We start from the raw sequence: 18,701 nt of genomic DNA, 5'->3' as shown, positions 1-18,701 counted from the left end.
CGCGCCATGAGCACCTCGGCCCTCGACCAGATCCATCTGCAGATCATGTGGAACCGCCTGCTCTCCGTCGTGGAGGAACAGGCGCAGACGCTGATCCGCACCGCCTTCTCCACCTCCGTTCGCGAGGCGGGCGACCTCTCCGCCGGCGTCTTCGACATGCAGGGGCGGATGCTCGCGCAGGCCGTGACCGGCACGCCCGGCCACGTCAACGCCATGGCCGCGAGCGTCGGCTTCTTCCTGGAGAAGTTCCCACCGGAGAAGATGGAAGACGGCGACATCTACATCACCAACGACCCGTGGCTCGGCACCGGGCACCTGCACGACTTCACCGTGGTCACGCCGACCTTCAAGGACGGCAAGCCGGTCGCCATGTTCGCGTCCACCAGCCATGTCGTCGACGTGGGCGGCATCGGCTTCGGTCCCGACGGCCGGCAGGTCTACGAGGAAGGCATCTACATCCCGATCATGCACCTGGCGAAGCGCGGCGTGATGAACGAGGCGCTGTTCGACATCGTGCGCGCCAATGTCCGCGAGCCCCTGCAGGTCGAGGGCGACCTCTACTCGCTCGCGGCGTGCAACGAGACAGGCTCGAAGCGCCTGCTCGAAATGATGCGGGAGTTCGGGCTAGAGACGCTCGACGAGGTCGGGGGCCACATCGTCGAGAACTCCCGCAAGGCCATGCTGGAGGAGATCTCAAAGCTGCCGCGCGGCACCTTCCGCAATTCCATGCGGATCGACGGCTACGAGAAGGAGGTGGACCTCGTCTGCGCGCTGACCGTGTCGGACGACGGCATCTTCGTCGACTTCGACGGCACCTCGCCCGTGTCCCTCTACGGCATCAACGTGCCGATCACCTATACCGAGGCCTATGCGAGCTTCGGCGTGCGCTGCGTGATCGGCGGGCAGATCCCAAACAACTGGGGGTCGCTGATCCCGGTGAAGGTAACCGCGCCCGAGGGCTCGATCCTCAACGCCCCGCACCCGTGCGCGGTCGCCGCGCGCCACGTCATCGGCCAGATGCTGCCGGACGTGGTGCTGGGCTGCCTCGAGCAGGCGATGAACGAGGGCGTGCCGGCGGAGGGGACCTCCAGCCTCTGGAACCCGATGCTGCTCGGCGGCCACGGCGTCGTCGACGCCGACTATGGCAATGCCCGGCCCTTCGCCATGAACATCTTTCACACCGGGGGCACGGGCGCGCGCGTCGCCAAGGACGGGCTCTCGGCAACGGCCTTCCCCTCGGGCGTGCGCAACACGCCCGTCGAGATCAACGAGACCATCGCCCCCCTCGTCGTCTGGCGGAAGGAATACCGCGCGGATTCCGGCGGGGCCGGCCGCTATCGCGGCGGCACCGGCCAGGTCATGGAGATCGAGCATCTGGAGGGTGCGCCCTTCGCCATCTCGGCCATGTTCGACCGCTGCAAGCACGCCCCGCGCGGCCGCCAGGGCGGCGCCAAGGGCGCGCTCGGCCGGGTGCGGACCGTGAACGGGCTGGAGCTTCGGCCCAAGGGACGCCAGACCATCCCCGCGGGCGACCGGCTGATCCTCGAGATGCCGGGCGGCGGCGGCGTGGGCGATCCCTTCACCCGGCCGGTCGAGGCCGTGGCCGAGGACGTTCTCAACGGCATCGTCACGGTCGAGGGCGCGCGGGCGCACTATGGCGTCGTGGTGGATGCGGGCGGCACGGTCGACGCCGCCGCCACCAAGGCCCTGCGCGAAGGGCCCCGCGCCGCCTGAGCGCTCCGTCGTCCCCGGCCTCCGTGCCGGGGACCCATGCCCGGGGCGGTGGCTTCCTGGAAGGCCTCCGCAAGCCCCCTCACCCTCGCTCGCACACGCCCGCACCGGGTAAGGGGGACCCGCAACCGCTTGTGTTCATGGATCCCCGGGACAGGCCCGGGGATGACACTGGTTTTATAACATCGTCCTCGGGCTAACCCCCGCGCCTGCCCGCACGCAGCGCCTTCGTCGCCGCAGCGTCCACGCCACGCCCGTCCGCCATCAGCACGACGCCATAGGTGTCGCGCGCGGCCTCCAGGCTGACGATGCCGTTCCGCACATCGTCGAGCACGCGCGCCGGGTCGCGGTCGAGCGGATCGCCCCAGCCGCCCCCACCCGGAGAGGACGCCTCGTAGCGCAGCGGCGGCAGCGACATCAGCCCGAACTGCGGCGGGTGCACCGGTTCCGACCCGTCGTGCGGGTAGAGCGTCATGGCCCCGCCCGCACCCCAGCCGCCGCCGCGGATGCCGTAGCCGCTCGGCGTGCGCAGCCCCTCGCCCCGGAAGGAGTAGCGCCCGGGCGCAAACACTTCGACCGCGTAGTCGACGCCGGTGCCGCCGCGGTATTCGCCCGCCCCGCCCGCATCGCAGCGGAACTCCTGGCGCAGGTAGCGCACGGGGTAGATCTGCTCGTAGACCTCGAGGTTCGGGATGGTCAGCCCGCCCAGCGTGCACAGGTGCCCGATCTGGTTGAAGCCGTCGCGCCCCTCGATCGCGCCGCCGCCAGCCGCGAGATTGTTGTGGTACATGACGAAGGGCTCAGCGCCGCCCTCCGTGCTTCCCGCGGTCACACCGAAGATGTTGCGCGCCCAGCCGGCGGAGGCACGGTGCGGATCGGCCTGCGCCAGCGCCTTCCAGCAGGCGTGGATGATGTCGTGTGCGGGGAAGACCGTGCACATGGTCATGGGCGCGGGCGGACGCGCGTTCACCAGCGTGCCCTCGGGCGCGACGATCCCGACCGCGCGGAAGCTGCCCTCGTTGCGCGGCATGTCGGCGTCGAAGAAGCTGCACAGCGCCGTGTAGACCGCCGAGTGCGTGTTGGCGAGCGAGCTGTTCTTGAAGCCCTTCATCTGCGGGTCGGTGCCGGTGAAGTCGACCGTCATGCGGTCGCCCGCGATGGTCAGCGTGACCCGCGTCGCGATGTCGGCGGCCTCGAAGCAGTCGTTGTCGGTATGGTCCTCGCCCGTGTAGACGCCGTCCGGCAGTTCCGCGATCGCGGCCCGGAACCGCGCGTCCGCGTAATCCAGTATCCCCCGGAAGCAGGCGAGCGCCTGTCCGGTGCCAAGCTCCGCCGCCAGCGCCTCCACCCGCTCCGCCCCGATCTTCGTCGAGCCGAGCATCGCGCGCAGATCGCCGTCGAGCAGGTCGGGCGTGCGGCAGTTGAGCTTCAGCAGCGCCCAGAGGTCCGTCCGCAGCTTTCCCTTCTCCACGAGCTTCAGGACCGGCAGGCGCAGGCCTTCGTGGAAGATTTCCGTGGCCTCCGGGTTGTAGGTGCCTGCCGCCCCGCCGCCGATGTCCGACTGGTGCGCCCGGTTGCAGGTAAAGCCCAGAAGTTTGCCGTCCGCATGGACGGGCCGTGCGATCACCCAGTCCGGCAGATGATTGCCGCCTGCCGCATAAGGATCGTTCAGCAGGAACACGTCGCCCGGCGCGATGTCGCCGGTAAACGCCTTCAGCAGCGCGCGGACCGCGAAGCCGCCGCCGCCCGTGTGGATGGGGATGCCGTCCGCCTGGCTCACCACCGTGCCGTCGGCCGCCGTGATGAAGCAGGAGAAATCGTGCGCCTGGCTGAAGATCGGGCTGCGCGCGGTGCGCACCATGACCCAGCCCATCTGGTGGGCGACATGGTCGAGCCGGTTCTGGACGAGCGCGAGGACGACCGGGTCGATCCGGTCTTCGCCCGTGCTGGCGGCGCTGGAAGCTGTCGCGGTCATGTCCGGCCTCCCCCCTCGCGAAGATGGATCAGGAAATTGCCCGCCGCATCGACCTCGATCCGGTCGCCGGGACGCGCGATGGCGGTCATGGTCTGCTCGCCCACAATGGCCGGGCCGTCGACGGCATGGCCGGGCTGCAGGTCCGCCCCCTCGTAGACCGCCGTGTCGTGCCAGCCGTCCTCGAACCAGACGGGCCGCGTCTCGCGCGGACGGGGCGCAGCGGTCGCCGCCTCGGCGCGGGCGGGCTCCAGCGGCGGCAACACGCCGATGCCGGCGATCCTGAGCGCGGTCATGCGGATGGTCCCGCCCGGCTGGATGTGGCCGAACTGGCGCTCGTACTCCCGCTCGAAAAGCGCGCGCGCGTCTGCCGGGTCGAACGCATCCCCCTCAGGCAGGTCGACGCGCACGTCCCATTGCTGGCCCTGGTAGCGCAGGTCGAGCGACCTGCGGAACCGCGCCGTCTCCCCCTCGAACCCTTCGGCCTTCAGCGTTTCGGCGGCCCGCGCCTCCAGCGCCCGGAAGCCTGCCTCGGCGTCCCCGGCCACGTCCGCGTCGAGCGTCCGCATGAACACCTGCACATAGTCCTGCCGCACATCCGACTGCAGCAGGCCCATGGCGCAGAACGCGCCCGCCTGGCGCGGGACGTACACGCGCCGCGCGCCCAGCCTTGCCGCCACGGTCGGCCCGTGCAGCGGGCCCGCCCCGCCCGCCGGCACCAGCGTGAAGCGGCGCGGGTCGAAGCCGCGCTGGACCGAGATGCGCTCGACCGCGTGCAGCAGGTGCTGCTCGACGAGGCGGATGACGCCCGCCGCCGCGTCCTCGACGCTCAAGCCCAGCGGCTCCGCGATGCGGGTGCGGATCGCCTCGCGCGCCAGGTCGCCGTCGAGCGTGACCGACCCGCCGGCGTAGGCGCCGGGCTTCAGCCGCCCGAGGACGAGTTGCGCGTCCGTGACCGTCGGCTCCTCGCCCCCGAAGCCGTAGCAGGCGGGACCGGGCCGCGCGCCAGCCCCCTTCGGCCCCGCGAACAGCATGCCCGCCCCGTCGACGCCCGCGATGGTGCCGCCGCCGGCGCCGACCGTGTGGATCTCTACCGACGGGATGGCGAGGTGGTAGCCCGCGATCTCCAGCGCGTCGGTCGTCGCGACCTGTCCGCCGCTCATCAGCGCCACGTCGCAGGAAGTGCCGCCGATCTCCATGGAGATGAGGTTGTCATCGCCCAGCGCATTGGCCACGAGGTTCATGGCGCCCACGCCTGCCGCGGGGCCAGAGAGCACCAGGTTCACCGGCCGCTCCGAGATCTGGTCGACCGAGACGACACCGCCGTTCGACTGGCTCATCAGCAGCGTCACCGGCAGGCCCATGCCGCGCAGGCGCCGGTTCAGCTCGCGCAGGTAGCCCACGACGCGCGGCGCGACATAGGCGTTCATCACGACGGTGGAGGTGCGCTCGTACTCCCCGATGGTCGGCGCGATGTCGGCCGACGCCGACACCCAGCCGCCGTCCCAGTGTGCGGCGACGGCCTCTGCCGCCTCATGCTCGTGCCGGGGATCGATGTAGCTGTTGAAGAAGCCGATCGCGACCGACTCCACGCCATCTTCCGCAAAGAGGCGGCAGGCGTCCGCCACGTCCGCGGTCTCCAGAGCGGCGACCTGTGTCCCTTGCGGATCGAGGCGCCCGCGCACCGGGCGGCGCAGGCGGCGCGGGACGAGAACCGGCGGATAGGGCGTGCGGTGGTCCCACGGGTTCTCGCGGATGCCGCGGCGGATCTCCAGACTGTCGCGGAACCCCTCGGTCGTCAGCAGGCCGACCCTCGCGCCCTTGCCTTCGAGCACCGTGTTCGTCGCCACCGTGGAGCCGTGCACGAACAGCCGGCACCCCTCCAGCAGGTCCGCGACCGCCATGCCGAAATGCTCCGCCGCGCGCGCAACAGCGTTCAGCACCCCCTCGCCCGGATTTGCCGGCACCGACGGAACCTTGAAGATCGCAAGCCGCCCGCCGGCATCCACCATCACCATGTCGGTGAAGGTGCCGCCCACGTCCACGCCGATGCGCCAGGGCCGCGCGGGCACGGCCTCGTGTTCGCTGATCACCCCTCGTACTCCTGCATGTGCGCTTGTTGCCGTCTCCTCAGGGCCGGGCCGTCGCCTGTGCCGGAAGCCAGGTCGCGATTTCCGGGAAGAGGATCAGGATCACCACCGCCGCCACCATTAGGAAGAAGAACGGCAGCGCCGCATAGGCGATATAGAGGATGTTCCGCCCCGTAAGTCCCTGCAGCACGAACAGGTTGAACCCGACCGGCGGCGTGATCTGGCTCATCTCGACCACCAGCACGACATAGATGCCGAACCACAGGAGATCGATCTCCGCGGCCTCGACCATCGGCAGGATCACCGCCGTCGTCAGCACCACCACCGAAATGCCGTCCAGGAAGCACCCCAGCACCACGAACAGCACGGTCAGCGCGATCAGCAGGGTGTAGGGCGACAGCTCCATGTCGCGGATGAACTCTGCCAGCGCGCGCGGAATGCCCGTGAAGCCCATGGCCGTCGACAGGAACGCCGCGCCCGCGATGATGAACACGATCATGCAGGAGGTGCGCGTCGCGCCCATCAGGCTTTCGGAAAAGCTCTTCCACGTCAGCGAGCCCGTGACCGCCGACAGCACCAGCGCGCCCGCCACGCCGAAGGCCGCCGCCTCGGTCGCCGTCGCCCAGCCCTGATAGATCGAGCCGATCACGAACGCGATCAGCAGCATGACCGGGATCAGGCGGCGCGATGCCGACAGCTTCTCCAGGAAGCTCATCTTGAAGTCGTAGGCCGGCACCTTCTCCGGGCGCAGGATCGACCAGACACCCGTGTAGCCCATGAACAGCAGCGCGACCATGACGCCCGGAAGGATGCCCGCGATGAACAACTGGACGATGGAGACCTCTGCCGAGACGCCGTAGACGATCAGGATGATCGACGGCGGGATCAGCAGGCCGAGCGTGCCCGAACCGGCGAGCGAGCCGATGATCAGCTTCTCGTCATAGCCGCGGCGCGCAAGTTCCGGGATCGACATCTTGCCGACCGTCATGGCGGTTGCCGCCGAACTGCCGCTGACCGCGGCGAACACCGCACAGCCGAGGATGTTCACATGGATCAGGCGGCCCGGCAGCCGCCCCATCCACGGGGCCAGGCCCTGGAACATGTCTTCCGACAGTTTCGTGCGGAACAGGATCTCCCCCATCCAGACGAACAGCGGCAGGGAGGCGAGCGTCCAGGTCGCGGTGGCGCCCCACACGCTCGTGGACATGATGAGGCCCGGCGGCGCGCTCGAAAACAGCCCGATGCTGAGCAGCCCGACGGTCGCCAGCGACATGGCGACCCAGAACCCGCCGCCCAGCAGCAGGAACAGGACGCCGATGAGGATGATGGATTGCGTTGCGATGTCCACGGGGCGCCCGGTCCTATATCTGGTCGGCTGCGTCGTCTTCGTCGCGCAGCACCACGTCTTGCGAATCGTCGAAGCTCGGCACGCCGCCCGTGAGGATGTGGAAGAACTCCTCCACAAGCGCGATCGTCAGCATGAGGAGGCCCAACAGCATGGCGCCTTGCGGGATCCACAGCGGGATGGCGAGCAGACCGTCCGACACTTCCTTGAAACGGATCGAGTCGGCCACGAGGCGCCACGTGTACCAGGTGAAATAGGCCATCAGCGCCACGCCCAGCGCCACCCCGGCGAGGTCGGCGAACCGGCGCACGCCGTCCGGCAGATAGTGCAGGAACAGCGAGACGCGGATGTGGCTGCCCGCCCGGAAGGAATAGGCAAGCGCGAGGAAGCTCGTCGCGGCGAGAAGGAAGGCCGCGGCCTCGTTGACGCCCGGCACCAGCACATTGAAGAAGCGTCCGATGATCTGGGCCAGCATCAGCGCCGCGATCATGGCCAGCGCGATCGCCGCGAGGACGCCGCAAGCCTTGTACGCGAGGTCGAGGCCCAAGCGAAGTGTGCGCATCCCTGCGGTCCACCCCCTAGCCAAGCCAATGGGAAGGGCGCGCCACCCGGCTCATGGATGGCGCGCCCCCGGCGGTCCGATGGATTACATCGCGTTGTAGGCGTCGATCAGCTTCTGGCCGCGCGCGCCGGCCTTCTCGACCCACTCCTTGGTCATCTGGGCGCCGATCTCCTGCAGTTCGGACTGCAGCTTGTCGCCCGGCGCCTTCACGGTCATGCCGTTGTCGGCGAGCGTCTTGGCGGCCTTGGCGCCTTCCTCGCGCGCCTGCGCCCAGACCCGTGCCTCGGCCTTGGCCGCGGCCTCGAGGAGGGCGTTCTGCACGTCCTTGTCGAGGCCGTCGAAGGCCGCCTTGTTCACGAAGACGAGGTTCTTCGGGTGCATGGCGTCGGTCGTGTAGAAGACCTTGAGGAAGTCCCAGGACTTGACGTCCACGCCGGTCGTGGCCGAGGTCAGCATCGCGCTGACGACGCCCGTGGAGAACGCCTGCGGCACTTCCGCGTACTGCACCGTGGTCGGCACCGCGCCCATGAGCTCGGCAAGCCGCGAGGTCGCCGCGTTGTAGGCGCGGAACTTCACGCCCTGCATGGCGTCGAGGCTCTCGATCTCGGCCTGGTTGTACAGGCCCTGGCCCGGCCAGACGCCTGTGAACAGCGGCATCAGGCCTTCCTCGGCCAGCACCTCTGCCAGGATCGGCTTCTGCGCCTTCCACAGCTTCTCGGCATTGTCGAAGCCCGCGGCGAGGAACGGCACGCCGTCAACCTCGAAGATCGCGTTCTCGTTGCCGTAGGCCGACAGCAGGATCTCGCCGATCTGCGCCTGGCCGGTGCGCACGGCGCGCTTGATCTCCGGCATCTTGAACAGCGACGCGCCGGAATGAACCGTGATCTCGAGCTTGCCGCCGGACATTTCCTTCACGTCCTGGGCGAACTGGATCACGTTCTTCGTCAGGTAGTTGCCTTCCGGATAGGGGGTCGGCATGTCCCAGGTTTCGGCGTGTGCCGCCATGGCAAAGCCGACGGCCGTGCTGGCAACGACCATGCTCGCGAAAAGCTTGCGCATCGATGTCTCCCTGCTTGAAGCTCCCTGGCAGCCATTGCGGCCACCCCAAGACGGGGCTTCGTGTCCCCGCCGCTTTGTGGCCCTAGGGTGTCTGGCCCCTCGACCGCGGTCAAGCCTTCACTGCGCTGCACCCTCGCGCATGGCGCGGGTTGCCGCTCAACCGGTCAGGCCTGCCTCGTTTCCGAGCAGCGCCTGCCGAAAGCGTGTGCGCAGATGGTGGCCGTCGCGCGGCGGCATCACGCGCGGCTGTTCCGCGGGATCAATCTTGAACGACGCAAGCACCGGTCCCTCGGCCTCGCGCACGAACCGGCGCGCCTCCTCGATGTCGTAGGACTTGCCGAAGCTGCGCACCTCGCGGAAGCCGCAAGCGGTCGCCACGGCGGGAATGTCGACGCCCGATCCGGTATGGCTCGCCTGGCCGCCCGTCTCGCCATAGCGCTCGTTGTCGAGCACGCAGACCGCGAGATTGCGCGGCCCCTGTACGCCCACGGTCGCCAGCGCGCCGAGCGCCATCAGCAACTCGCCGTCGCCGGTAATGACCAGGACGCGCCCTTCGGGCTGCGCGAGCGCGAGGCCGAGCCCCACTGTCACGGCACTGCCCATCGCGCCCCAGAGGTAGAAGTTGCGCGGATCGTCGCCCGCCGCCGCCACGTCGTAGGTGGGCGAGCCGAGGCCCGTCACCACCAGAAGCCCCTCGGGGCGGTCCTTCAGAAGCCCCGCCACCAGCGGCCGCCGCGCGATCCCGTGTGCCGTCGTCATCTCGCTCATGTCCGCCTCAGAATTTCTTTGCGCCGATCAGCCGCTGCGACAGCAGCAGCGCGACCGGCGTGCCGCCGTCGAACGCCATGGAGAGCGCGGCCGCAACTGCAGGCCCCACCTCGTCGGCCCGGTCGAGCCGGTGCACCACGAACCCGCCCTCCTTCATCGCCGCTTCCGTGCCCTGACCCATGGGCACCTGCCACGGATTGAACTCGCCCCACTCGCCGCGCATGGTGACGATGGCGACCATGGGGAAGCCGCAATTGCGGATGAGCGAGAACGTGTTGACGCAATTGCCGACCCCACTCGACTGCATCAGCAGCACGCCGCGCTGGCCGCCGAGATGTGCACCGGCCAACACGCCGATGCCCTCTTCCTCGGTCGTCAGCACGACCGCCTTCATGGCGTTGTCGGCATGGCAGGCGCGGATAAGGCTCGCATGGCCTGCATCGGGCACATAGGCGACCTGGCGCACGTCCGCGGCCCGGAACGCCTCGAAGATATCGCGCCGCCAGTCTCCCGGCGCCCAGTCGAACTCGTTCGCCACGCTGCCCTCCCGAGGCTTCGCATCGTCTCCCGGCATGGGGGGAGATTCCACAATGGCCGAAAGGATAAACACGGGCCCCCGCGCTGCCGCCAGACCGCATCGCGCATTGCGGTCATGCGGCCGCTGCCCGGTTGCGCCCGACCGGTGGCGCGGGCCATGCTGCCGCACCTTTCCGCGCGCATGGAGTGGCGATACATGAAGGCTGTCGGCTATCGCGGCCCTGCATCCCCGGGCGATCCCGCATATCTCGAAGACCTCCACCTGTCCGATCCCGTACCCGGACCGCACGATCTGCGGGTGCGCGTGCGCGCGGTCTCGGTCAACCCCATCGACCTCAAGGTGCGCGCCCGGCGGCCGGCGACGCCGGATGCGCCCGCCGTTCTGGGCTTCGACGCGGCGGGCGTGGTCGAGAGCGTCGGCGCCGAGGTCACGCTCTTCCGCCCCGGCGACGAGGTCATGTATGCGGGCTCGGTCCTGCGCCCCGGCAGCAATGCCGCGCTCCAGTGCGTGGACGCGCGCATCGCGGGCGCAAAGCCCGCGGGCCTCTCCTTTGCCGAGGCGGCGTCCCTGCCGCTGACGGCCCTGACCGCGCACGAGTTGTTCTTCGACTGCCTGCGCCTGCCGCGCGATGCCGGCCCCGAAACCGTGGCCCTTGTCCACGGTGGCGGCGGCGGCGTGGCGCGCTTGGCCGTCCAGCTTCTGCGCACGCTCACCGGCGCGACCGTGGTCGCCACGTCGGGCAGCGCGGCAAGCGGGGAGCGTCTGCGGGCGCTCGGCGCGCACTGCGTGATCGACTATCGCGGCGACTGGCGCGCCCAGCTGAAGGACGCGGGGCTGCCCGCCCCTGCGGTCGTCGGCTCCGCCTTCACCGATACCCACGCCTGGGAGCAGATCGGCCGCTGCATCGCACCGTTCGGCCGCATCGGCTACATCGACGACGTCACGACGCTCGATGTCGGCGTGCTGAAGCAGAAGGGCCTGACGCTGGTGGGCGAAGGCATGTTCAACCGCTCGACCTTCGCCGCCCCGGACCTCGTCCGCCAGCACGAGATCCTGACCGAGGTGGCCGGTCTCGCTGACGCCGGACGGGTGCAGCCCATCGCCGACACCGTGCTCGAAGGGCTTTCGGCCGCAACACTGGCGCAGGCCCATCGGCTGCAGGCCAAGGGCGCGGGAAAGATCGTCGTGGACTTCGGCGAGGAGGCCTAGGAGGCGGGCTGTGCGCCGCGCAGCCTCAGCGAAAGGACGTGCCCCGCCACCGCAAGAACCACGATGAGGCCGCCGAGCAACACCCTGTCGGACGGCACCTCGGTCAGCAGGATCCACGCCCAGATCGGGCCCAGCACGGTCTCCAGCAGCATCAGGAAGGCGGCGTCGGTCGCCGGCAGGTAGCGCGGCCCCTGCGCGATCAGCGTGAAGGCGACCGGCATCACGCCGAGCCCCAGCAACAGTGCGTACGGCACGCTCTCGGCCGGCAGCGCCGGAACCCATGCCACCGGCAGCACCAGCAGGCCCGCCGCCAGCGCACCGAGCGCCAGGATCGGCCCGCTTCCGCGCGCCCGGCCCCGCCGCAGCAGCGTGAAGAACAGGCCGGAACAGAGGGTGCTCGCCAGCGCCAGCCCGTGACCCGCCAGGCTGTCGCCCAGGGTCAGCTCCCCCGCGACCAGAACCCCGATCCCGCAAAGCGCAACCCCGATCGCAAGCCCCGTTCCAAGCCGGAGCCGTTCGCCCAGCAGCACCCACGAGAACGCCGCCGCGGCCAGCGGCACGGTGGCGATGATGAGCAGCAGGTTGGCGACCGGGATCAGCTTGGCGGAGGCGACGAAAAAGACGTTGCTCGCCCCGAAGGCCGCCGCAGCGAGCACATCCCAGCGCCCCATCGTGCGCAGGTCGCGCAGGAAACCGCCGGGCGCCGCGGCCAGCGCAAGCACCGCGAAGCCCGCGGCCATCAGCAGGCTGCGCCACGCCACGACGGTCCAGGCATCTGCCTCGATCAGGCGGACAAGCGGCGCGTCGAGGCTGAGCACCGCCACGCCGGCCATGGTGATGGCCAGCCCCTTCAGCGCCAGGTTTGCAGGCGTGCTCATGGGCGCGGACGTCTCCTCCCGCGGGTGGATGCTGGCGCGGACGCGCCTACTGGCCCAGCGATTCGAGATAGAGCAGGAAGCTCTCGACCTGGTCGACGTCGAGTTCGACCACGGGCATGTCCGGATGCCCGGTTATCATGCCTTCCGCAAGGGCTTCTTCCAGCAGGCGCACGTCATACCGGTCCTGCAGGATGCGGAAGGGCGGCGCCTCCGGGTGCGGGCTCGGCCCGCTCTGCCCGACCGCATGGCACATGCTGCAACGGGCTTCCGCGATCTCGCGCCCCTCGTCGACCGAGGCCGCCGACGCCGTGCCGAGCGTGACGGCCGCCGCGAGAAGCGCCGCCACGGCCTTCGTGCAGGCCTTCCCGCCCCATCCCGTCCACATCTTCTGCCGGTACATGTCCGCGCACGCTCCCTCGATCGAGATACCGCCGGACCATAGCGGCAAAGCCGCGCCGCGGCAAAGACCGGAGCCTTTGGCGCGGGCTCCTCCCGCAATTGTCAGGCGCCGGCGCCGGCGCTAGTGTCTCTCCCGGAATCGCCCGGCCGGAAGGGGGCAGCGGCGATCTCTCTTCCTGTCGCGCCCCGGTGGCATCGAAAAGCGGAGTCCACGCCATGTCACCCGTCCCGAGCCGCATCCACTCCGCGTTTGCGGACGAAGCCGCCTTCATCGGCGATCTGACCGCCTTCCTGCGCAGCTACAAACCGCAGCGGATCGCCGTGGGCGACGATATCCGCCTGCAGATCCCGGGGCACCACCACATTCCCTACAACTTCTGGGCGCACCGGAAGTCGCGCGCCATGAAGAAGTATGGCCAGGACTTCTACGAGCCGGTGACCACCGCGCTCATCAGCTATGTCCACCACCGCTTCCCCGTCCGCACCATGTACGACCTGGGGGCGAGCAACGGCTATTTCGGCCTCGTCGCGGCGAGCTACGAGGCATTGCCGGCGCAGGTCCACCTCTTCGACATGACGCCCGCGAACCTCGACATCATGCAGGCGCACGCGGCCGCGGAAACCTGGTGCGCGGGCCGCTTCCACCCGCATCTCGCGGGCATCTCCGACCGGGACGAGGGCCGCAAGACCGTGTGGTTCAGCCGCACCCGCATGTTCGAGACGAAGCCCGACCCGTCGGAATACCGCGAGTCGTGGACGCGCCGGCTGAAGTTCGCGCTGAAGGGCATCAAGAACCGCGACGCCCTGCGCGAGGCGGAGGTCGAGGTGATTTCCGTCGACGCCTTCGCGGCCCGCGACGGCGCCGCGCCCGACCTGCTGAAGGTCGACGTCGACGGCTACGAGGCGAAGGTCGTGCCCGGCGCGCTGGAGACGATGCGCACGCACCGGCCCTTCTTCGTCTTCGAACTGCACAAGGACGAATTGCTGCGCCGGCTGGGCGTGACGCGGCTCGACGTTATGCGCCCGATCTTCGAGGCGGGGTACCGCGCCCTGCTGTTCACCAACCACCACGACACCGCGCGGACCGACATCGTGCCTGTCGCGCTTGACACGCCCCGGCTGGCGGAGCAGTCAACGGACATGCTGCTGCTCTACTGATCCGGCCGAAGGACGGCGAGGGGTTCTCCTGTGTACATTCTCCGCAAGCTCGCCAAGGTCCGCTGGCTCCCGGCCCGCTACTGGTTCTACGCCCGCCAGGCGATGCGCTTCCGCGTGCGCCAGCGCGACCCGGTGGACGGGACCACTTACCGGTTCGTGGCCGATTCGCTGTTCTCCTACCAGCGCGCGAAGGAGTTCCTGGGCAAGGAGCCGGAGACGATCAACTGGATCCGCAAGCATCTGCGCGAGGGCGACGTCTTCCTCGACATCGGCGCCAATGTCGGCACCTTCACGGTGTTCGTGGGCAAGCACCTCGGTCCGGATGGTCACGTCTTCGCGTGCGAGCCGCACCTGCCGACCACCTCGCAGCTCCTGCAGAACATCGCCGCCAACGGCCTTCAGGACCGCGTGACGGTGCTGTCGATCGCGGCATCGGGCGAAGACCGCTTCGTCAACTTCAAGTACAAGCGCTGGCGCGAGGGCGCCTCGGGCAGCCAGCTCGACGTGGCCGGCAGCCCCGAGATGCAGCGCCATGTCGGCAACGAGCTGAAGTGCGGCATGCGCGTCGACACGATGATCGCGCAGGGGATCATCCGCGCGCCCAATCTCGTGAAGATCGACACCGACGGGATCGAGATCCCGATCACCGCCGGCATGAAGGACCTGCTGACCGGCCCGCACCGGCCGCGTTCGATCCTGTGCGAGATCCAGGTCGGCGACTTCCAGACGCAATGCGCCTACATGGAGTCGGTGGGCTACGCGCTGGTCGACACCCATGTCGTCGGCAAGTGGAAGGACAAGCAGGACAAGGGCGCCAGCCTCGACGAGCTCGCGTTCAACGCGATCTACGAACCCGCGGCCTGACGCCCTTCTGTCTGGCCGGATCCCTCAACCGGCCTGTTGTGCGCAGTCGCTACACAGCGGGGCATGCGGCACCGCCTCCAGGCGGGCCGGGGCGATCTCGTCCCCGCAGGAGGCGCATACCCCGAACGTGCCCTTGGCCACCCGATCGAGCGCCGCCTCGATCATTCGGATCTCCTTGAGGCCCGCATTGCCGAGATCCTCGAGCACCTCGTCGCCTTCCCGCTCGGTTGCCTGCTCCTCGAAATCGGCCGAGCCCGGTTCGTCGAGGTCGTGCTCGATCCCCGTCAGCCGGGCAGACAACTCCTCCAGACGGGCGCGCAGGCGCTTCTCGTAAGTCGTAACATCGGTCATGGACGGTCCCTTTCTGCCCTGTCCGGAATCCGGGATCGCGCCCGCCTTCAGGCGAGGCGCACGCTGATCTCGTCCAGAAGCGCAAGCCGGCGCTTCTTCAGGTCTTCGAGATGGAAATCGTCCATCGGCTCGACGTTCGTATCGCCGCGGTGAATTTCGCGGTTGAGCGCATGATAGGCATCGGCCAGCTTGGCGAAATGCGAGTCGCTCATGCGCAGATCGTGGATCTTCTGCGCCTTCTCGGGAAATTCCTCGTGCAACTCGTGCGGCGTGTGACCCATCTTTCCGGTCCTCCTCGGCTCCGCGTTTCCTGACTTCAGGTGCCAGTATTCGAAGAGTGCGCAACCCCTTGCCTTGCGCTGTGTCAAAGCCGCGCCGGAATGCGCAGGCGGCCTTGATCCCGCTCAACGCGGCGAGGCGGGCGAGGGCGTCATGATGTGCAAAACCCGCGCGAGACGACAGAACGCGAGAGGATGATGTCATGCCCCCCACCGACCAGGCCAACGCCTCGCCTGACGTCCCGCCCGCCCTGACGCCGGACGCGCTGCGGCGGCGTTGCGACCCTGAAGCGCTGGGCTTTTCCAGCACCGAGGATCTGGAACCGCTGGGCGGCTTCCTCGGGCAGTCGCGCGCGCTGGACGCGCTCGCCTTCGGGACGGGCATCGTGCGCACCGGCTTCAACATGTTCGTGCTCGGTACGCCGGGCAGCGGCCGGCACACGGCGGTCCGCGCCTATCTCGGCCGACTCGCCGCAGACCAGGAGACGCCTGACGACTGGGTCTATGTCAATGATTTCGGAAGCGGCGGGCAGAAACCCAACGCGCTGCGGCTGCCGACCGGCCGCGGCAGGGATTTCCGCGACCGGATAAAGGCCGCGGTGGAGGAGCTGACCGCGGCACTGCCGGCCGTCTTCGACAGCGACGAGTACCGGCGCCGCCGCCGCGTCATCGACGAGGAGTTCGAGGAGGCGCAGGAGCAGGCCTTCGAAGCGCTGCGCAAGAAGGCGGAGGCCCGGGAGATCGCGGTGCTGCGCACGCCCGTGGGCTTCGCGCTCGCGCCCATGAAGAACGGCAAGGTGGTCGAGCCCGATGTCTTCAAGGCCTGGGACGCGAAGGCACGCGAGGCCGCCCAGGCCTCCATCGCGGAGCTGCAGGAGGATCTGCGCCGCGTGCTGGAGCAGGTGCCCCGCTTCGACAAGGCGCGGCGCGAGCGTATCCGCGATCTCGACCGGGAGTTTGCCGCCATCGCCGTCGACCAGTCGCTGGACGAGGTACGGGAGGCCTTCGCCGACCTGCCCGAGGTGTCAGAGCACCTCGACGCCGTGCGTGCCGACATGGTCGAGCAGGCCGGCGCCATCGCCCAGGCTGCCGGCGAGAGCGACGTGCCGCAGGCCCGCCGGGCCGAGGCACCCGGCTTCCGCCGCTACATGGTCAACCTGATCGTGGCCGGCGGCGACGGCGACGAGGGAGCCCCCGTCGTCCACGAGGACAACCCCACGCTGCCCAACCTCGTCGGGCGGATCGAGCATCTGCAGCAGATGGGCACGCTCGTCACCGACTTCATGATGATCAAGGCCGGTGCGCTGCACCGGGCAAACGGCGGCTACCTTCTGCTCGACGCACGCAAGGTGCTGACCCAGCCCATGGCGTGGGAGGCGCTGAAGCGCGCGCTCCGCTCCGGCTGCATCGTCATCGAATCCCTGGCCGAGCATTTCAGCCTCGTCTCGACCGTCTCGCTGGAGCCGGAGCCAATCCCCTTTTCGGCCAAGGTGGTGCTGTTCGGCGAGCGCTACATCTATTATCTGCTCTGCGCGCTCGACCCGGAGTTCGAGGAGATCTTCAAGGTCGCAGTGGACTTCGACGACGACGCGGCTCTCGAAGGCGACACCGCGCAGGATTTTGCCCGGCTCGTCGCGGCCATCGTGAAGAACGAGGGCCTGCTGCCCTTCGACGCCGCGAGCGTGGCGCGCCTCGTGGAGTACGCGGGCCGCCTCGTCGACGATACGCAGCGCATCTCCGTGCGGCTCGGTCCCATCGCGGACCTGGCGCGGGAGGCTGACCACTGGGCGCGTGCCGGCGCGGCACCCGCCGTCACCGCGGCCCATGTGATCCGGGCGGAGCGGGAGCGCATCCGCCGCCTCGACCGGCTGCGCGAACGGGCGCGGGAGTCCGTCTCCCGCGAGATCAGGCTGATCGCCACCGACGGGGAGGCCGTCGGACAGGTGAACGGGCTGAGCGTCCTGCAACTCGGCACCTATGCGTTCGGCAGCCCGACCCGTATCACGGCGCGCGTCCGCCTCGGCACCGGCAAGCTGATCGACATCGAGCGCGAGACGGAACTCGGCGGCCCGATCCATTCCAAGGGCGTGCTGATCCTGTCCGGGCTGCTCGCGGCGCGCTATGCGCTCGACTGGCCCGTGTCGCTGTCGGCAAGCCTCGTGTTCGAGCAGTCCTATGGAGGTGTCGAGGGCGACAGCGCCTCCACGGCGGAACTGTGTGCGCTGTTGTCGGCCATCGCCGAGGTGCCGCTGCGCCAGGACCTCGCGCTTACCGGATCGGTCAACCAGTTCGGCGAGGTGCAGGCCATCGGCGGCGTCAACGAGAAGATCGAGGGCTTCTTCGAGGTGTGCTCGGACCGTGGCCTCACGGGCCGGCAGGGCGTGCTGATCCCGCAGGCCAACGTGCAGCACCTGATGCTGCGCGACGACGTGGTCGCGGCGTGCGCGCGCGGCGACTTCGCGGTCCACGCCATCGGTCATGTCGACGAGGCAATGACGCTTCTGACGGGGCTGCCCGCAGGCGCGCGCGATGCGGCGGGGTCCTTCCCGCAGGGCAGCGTCAACGCCCGCGTCGAGGCCCGCCTGATCGCGATGGCCCGCCGGCGCCAGGAACTGGGCCTGCGCGACCGGCCGGAAACCCCAAAGGACCGGGACGGCACGACATGACCCCCGTCTGGTCGCCGCGCCGGCTGTTCCTGACCGTCCTCCCGGACGCCGACCGGGAGGCGGTGGTGGCGCAGTCGGAGGAGCTTGCCCGACTGCTCGGGATCGAGATCGCGGGCGTGCTGCTGGAGGAGCGCGACCTCTTCCTTGCCGCCGGCCTGCCGGGCACGGCCGAGTTCGGTCTCGTCAGCCGGAGGGTGCGGCCGATCGCGGCGGCACCGCTCGAAGCCGAGATCGCCCGCAGCCTTGCCGCCACCGCGCGGGCGCTCGAGACCGTGGCGCAGGCCACCGGATGCTCGGTCACCCTGACGCGCGAACGATCCAGCACGTCAGAGGCGCTCTCCCGTGCCCTGCCGGAAGACCTGCTGGTTTTCGCGGGCCCCCTCGCCCGCCTCGACGAGCCGGAGGTGACGCGCGGCCTGCTCGCGGCGGCGGCGCGGTCGGCGGGTCTGCTGCTTCCGGGACCGCGCCGGGCACCCCACGGACCTGTGTTCGCCGTCACGGGAACCGCCCGCCTGGCCGGACAGATGCTGCCCGTGCTCGCCCGCCTGGCGCCCGAAGGCACGCGGATCGGGATGCTGATCGGCGATGCAGGCGCGCCGGAGGCCGGGGCGCTCGCCACGCAGGCGGCGGAATTCGGTCCCCGGTTCGACATCCGCCCCGCCGGCGGACCCGATACGCTTCAGGCCGCGGCGCTCAGCGCAGGCGCGGCGCAGGCGCGGTTGCTCATCGTTGCCGCAGAGCCAGCGGGGCTGGCTCACGGGCGCACTCTGCGCGCACTGTTGCGCGCGGCGGGTTGCCCGGTGCTCCTGCTCCGCCAGGAGAGTTGAGGTACG

Annotated in this window: 17 protein-coding genes; 6 read left to right on the top strand and 11 right to left on the bottom strand. The window is 69.5% G+C overall.

All coding sequences use genetic code 11. The features are described 5' to 3' along the window. Window positions 1-6: 6 nt before the first annotated feature. Window positions 7-1,734: a hydantoinase B/oxoprolinase family protein gene (locus NJQ99_RS10965; RefSeq protein ID WP_269332871.1), complete on the top strand. Its 1,728-nt coding sequence runs from the start codon at window positions 7-9 to the stop codon at window positions 1,732-1,734. A gap of 193 nt (window positions 1,735-1,927) precedes the next feature. Here the strand turns inward: NJQ99_RS10965 and NJQ99_RS10960 are convergent, their stop codons facing one another. From NJQ99_RS10960 to NJQ99_RS10930, 7 genes are all read right to left on the bottom strand, one after another. After that, a complete protein-coding gene (locus tag NJQ99_RS10960) occupies window positions 1,928-3,706 on the bottom strand; it encodes a hydantoinase B/oxoprolinase family protein (protein WP_269332870.1) in 1,779 nt (592 codons plus the stop codon). Next, window positions 3,703-5,796 carry a hydantoinase/oxoprolinase family protein gene (locus NJQ99_RS10955; protein ID WP_269332869.1) on the bottom strand — a complete coding sequence of 698 codons (2,094 nt, stop codon included), beginning with the start codon at window positions 5,794-5,796 and terminating at the stop codon, window positions 3,703-3,705. Before NJQ99_RS10955 ends, NJQ99_RS10960 begins: the two co-directional genes overlap by 4 nt. 37 nt (window positions 5,797-5,833) lie before the next feature. Then, on the bottom strand, window positions 5,834-7,141 hold the full coding sequence (locus NJQ99_RS10950; RefSeq protein WP_269332868.1) for a TRAP transporter large permease: 1,308 nt from the start codon (window positions 7,139-7,141) through the stop codon (window positions 5,834-5,836). A 13-nt stretch (window positions 7,142-7,154) separates the two neighbouring features. Further along, complete coding sequence (locus NJQ99_RS10945) at window positions 7,155-7,700, bottom strand: TRAP transporter small permease (RefSeq protein ID WP_269332867.1); 546 nt, start codon at window positions 7,698-7,700, stop codon at window positions 7,155-7,157. Window positions 7,701-7,784: 84 nt separating this feature from the next. Next, window positions 7,785-8,759 (bottom strand): TRAP transporter substrate-binding protein, encoded by a 975-nt coding sequence (locus NJQ99_RS10940; RefSeq protein ID WP_269332866.1) that lies wholly within the window; start codon window positions 8,757-8,759, stop codon window positions 7,785-7,787. A 156-nt stretch (window positions 8,760-8,915) separates the two neighbouring features. Beyond that, window positions 8,916-9,527: a thiamine pyrophosphate-dependent enzyme gene (locus NJQ99_RS10935; RefSeq protein WP_269332865.1), complete on the bottom strand. Its 612-nt coding sequence runs from the start codon at window positions 9,525-9,527 to the stop codon at window positions 8,916-8,918. Between the two features lie 7 nt (window positions 9,528-9,534). Continuing rightward, window positions 9,535-10,101, bottom strand: a complete 567-nt coding sequence (locus tag NJQ99_RS10930) for a thiamine pyrophosphate-binding protein (protein WP_269332864.1) — start codon at window positions 10,099-10,101, stop codon at window positions 9,535-9,537. Between the two features lie 159 nt (window positions 10,102-10,260). On the opposite strand from NJQ99_RS10930, the gene NJQ99_RS10925 reads away from it, so the two are divergent. After that, window positions 10,261-11,274 (top strand): zinc-binding alcohol dehydrogenase family protein, encoded by a 1,014-nt coding sequence (locus NJQ99_RS10925; protein ID WP_269332863.1) that lies wholly within the window; start codon window positions 10,261-10,263, stop codon window positions 11,272-11,274. On the opposite strand, the gene NJQ99_RS10920 is transcribed toward NJQ99_RS10925, so the two are convergent. Both NJQ99_RS10920 and NJQ99_RS10915 read right to left on the bottom strand, forming a co-directional pair. Continuing rightward, the gene (locus tag NJQ99_RS10920) at window positions 11,271-12,152 is read right to left on the bottom strand and encodes a DMT family transporter (protein ID WP_269332862.1); all 882 of its coding nucleotides are present in this window, start codon (window positions 12,150-12,152) and stop codon (window positions 11,271-11,273) included. The two genes, NJQ99_RS10925 and NJQ99_RS10920, sit on opposite strands and share 4 nt — an antisense overlap. A 46-nt stretch (window positions 12,153-12,198) precedes the next feature. Continuing rightward, entirely contained in the window at window positions 12,199-12,552 is a 354-nt protein-coding gene (locus NJQ99_RS10915; RefSeq protein ID WP_269332861.1) for a c-type cytochrome, read from the bottom strand. Between the two features lie 215 nt (window positions 12,553-12,767). On the opposite strand from NJQ99_RS10915, the gene NJQ99_RS10910 reads away from it, so the two are divergent. Continuing rightward, window positions 12,768-13,709, top strand: a complete 942-nt coding sequence (locus tag NJQ99_RS10910) for an FkbM family methyltransferase (RefSeq protein ID WP_269332860.1) — start codon at window positions 12,768-12,770, stop codon at window positions 13,707-13,709. 30 nt (window positions 13,710-13,739) lie between these two features. Continuing rightward, complete coding sequence (locus tag NJQ99_RS10905; protein ID WP_269332859.1) at window positions 13,740-14,573, top strand: FkbM family methyltransferase; 834 nt, start codon at window positions 13,740-13,742, stop codon at window positions 14,571-14,573. A 24-nt stretch (window positions 14,574-14,597) separates the two neighbouring features. Here the strand turns inward: NJQ99_RS10905 and NJQ99_RS10900 are convergent, their stop codons facing one another. After that, on the bottom strand, window positions 14,598-14,924 hold the full coding sequence (locus NJQ99_RS10900) for a TraR/DksA family transcriptional regulator (protein WP_269332858.1): 327 nt from the start codon (window positions 14,922-14,924) through the stop codon (window positions 14,598-14,600). Window positions 14,925-14,971: 47 nt separating this feature from the next. Then, window positions 14,972-15,205 carry a YdcH family protein gene (locus NJQ99_RS10895; RefSeq protein WP_269332857.1) on the bottom strand — a complete coding sequence of 78 codons (234 nt, stop codon included), beginning with the start codon at window positions 15,203-15,205 and terminating at the stop codon, window positions 14,972-14,974. Between the two features lie 200 nt (window positions 15,206-15,405). Between NJQ99_RS10895 and NJQ99_RS10890 the strand changes: the two genes are divergently transcribed. Both NJQ99_RS10890 and NJQ99_RS10885 read left to right on the top strand, forming a co-directional pair. Further along, window positions 15,406-17,868, top strand: coding sequence for a Lon protease family protein (locus NJQ99_RS10890; protein WP_269332856.1), 2,463 nt, complete (start codon window positions 15,406-15,408; stop codon window positions 17,866-17,868). Then, window positions 17,865-18,695 (top strand): hypothetical protein, encoded by an 831-nt coding sequence (locus tag NJQ99_RS10885; protein WP_269332855.1) that lies wholly within the window; start codon window positions 17,865-17,867, stop codon window positions 18,693-18,695. Before NJQ99_RS10890 ends, NJQ99_RS10885 begins: the two co-directional genes overlap by 4 nt. Window positions 18,696-18,701: the final 6 nt, after the last annotated feature.

The organism is Futiania mangrovi (genome assembly GCF_024158125.1).
Classification (GTDB): domain Bacteria; phylum Pseudomonadota; class Alphaproteobacteria; order Futianiales; family Futianiaceae; genus Futiania; species Futiania mangrovi.
This window is presented reverse-complemented; position numbering and strand designations above follow the sequence as displayed.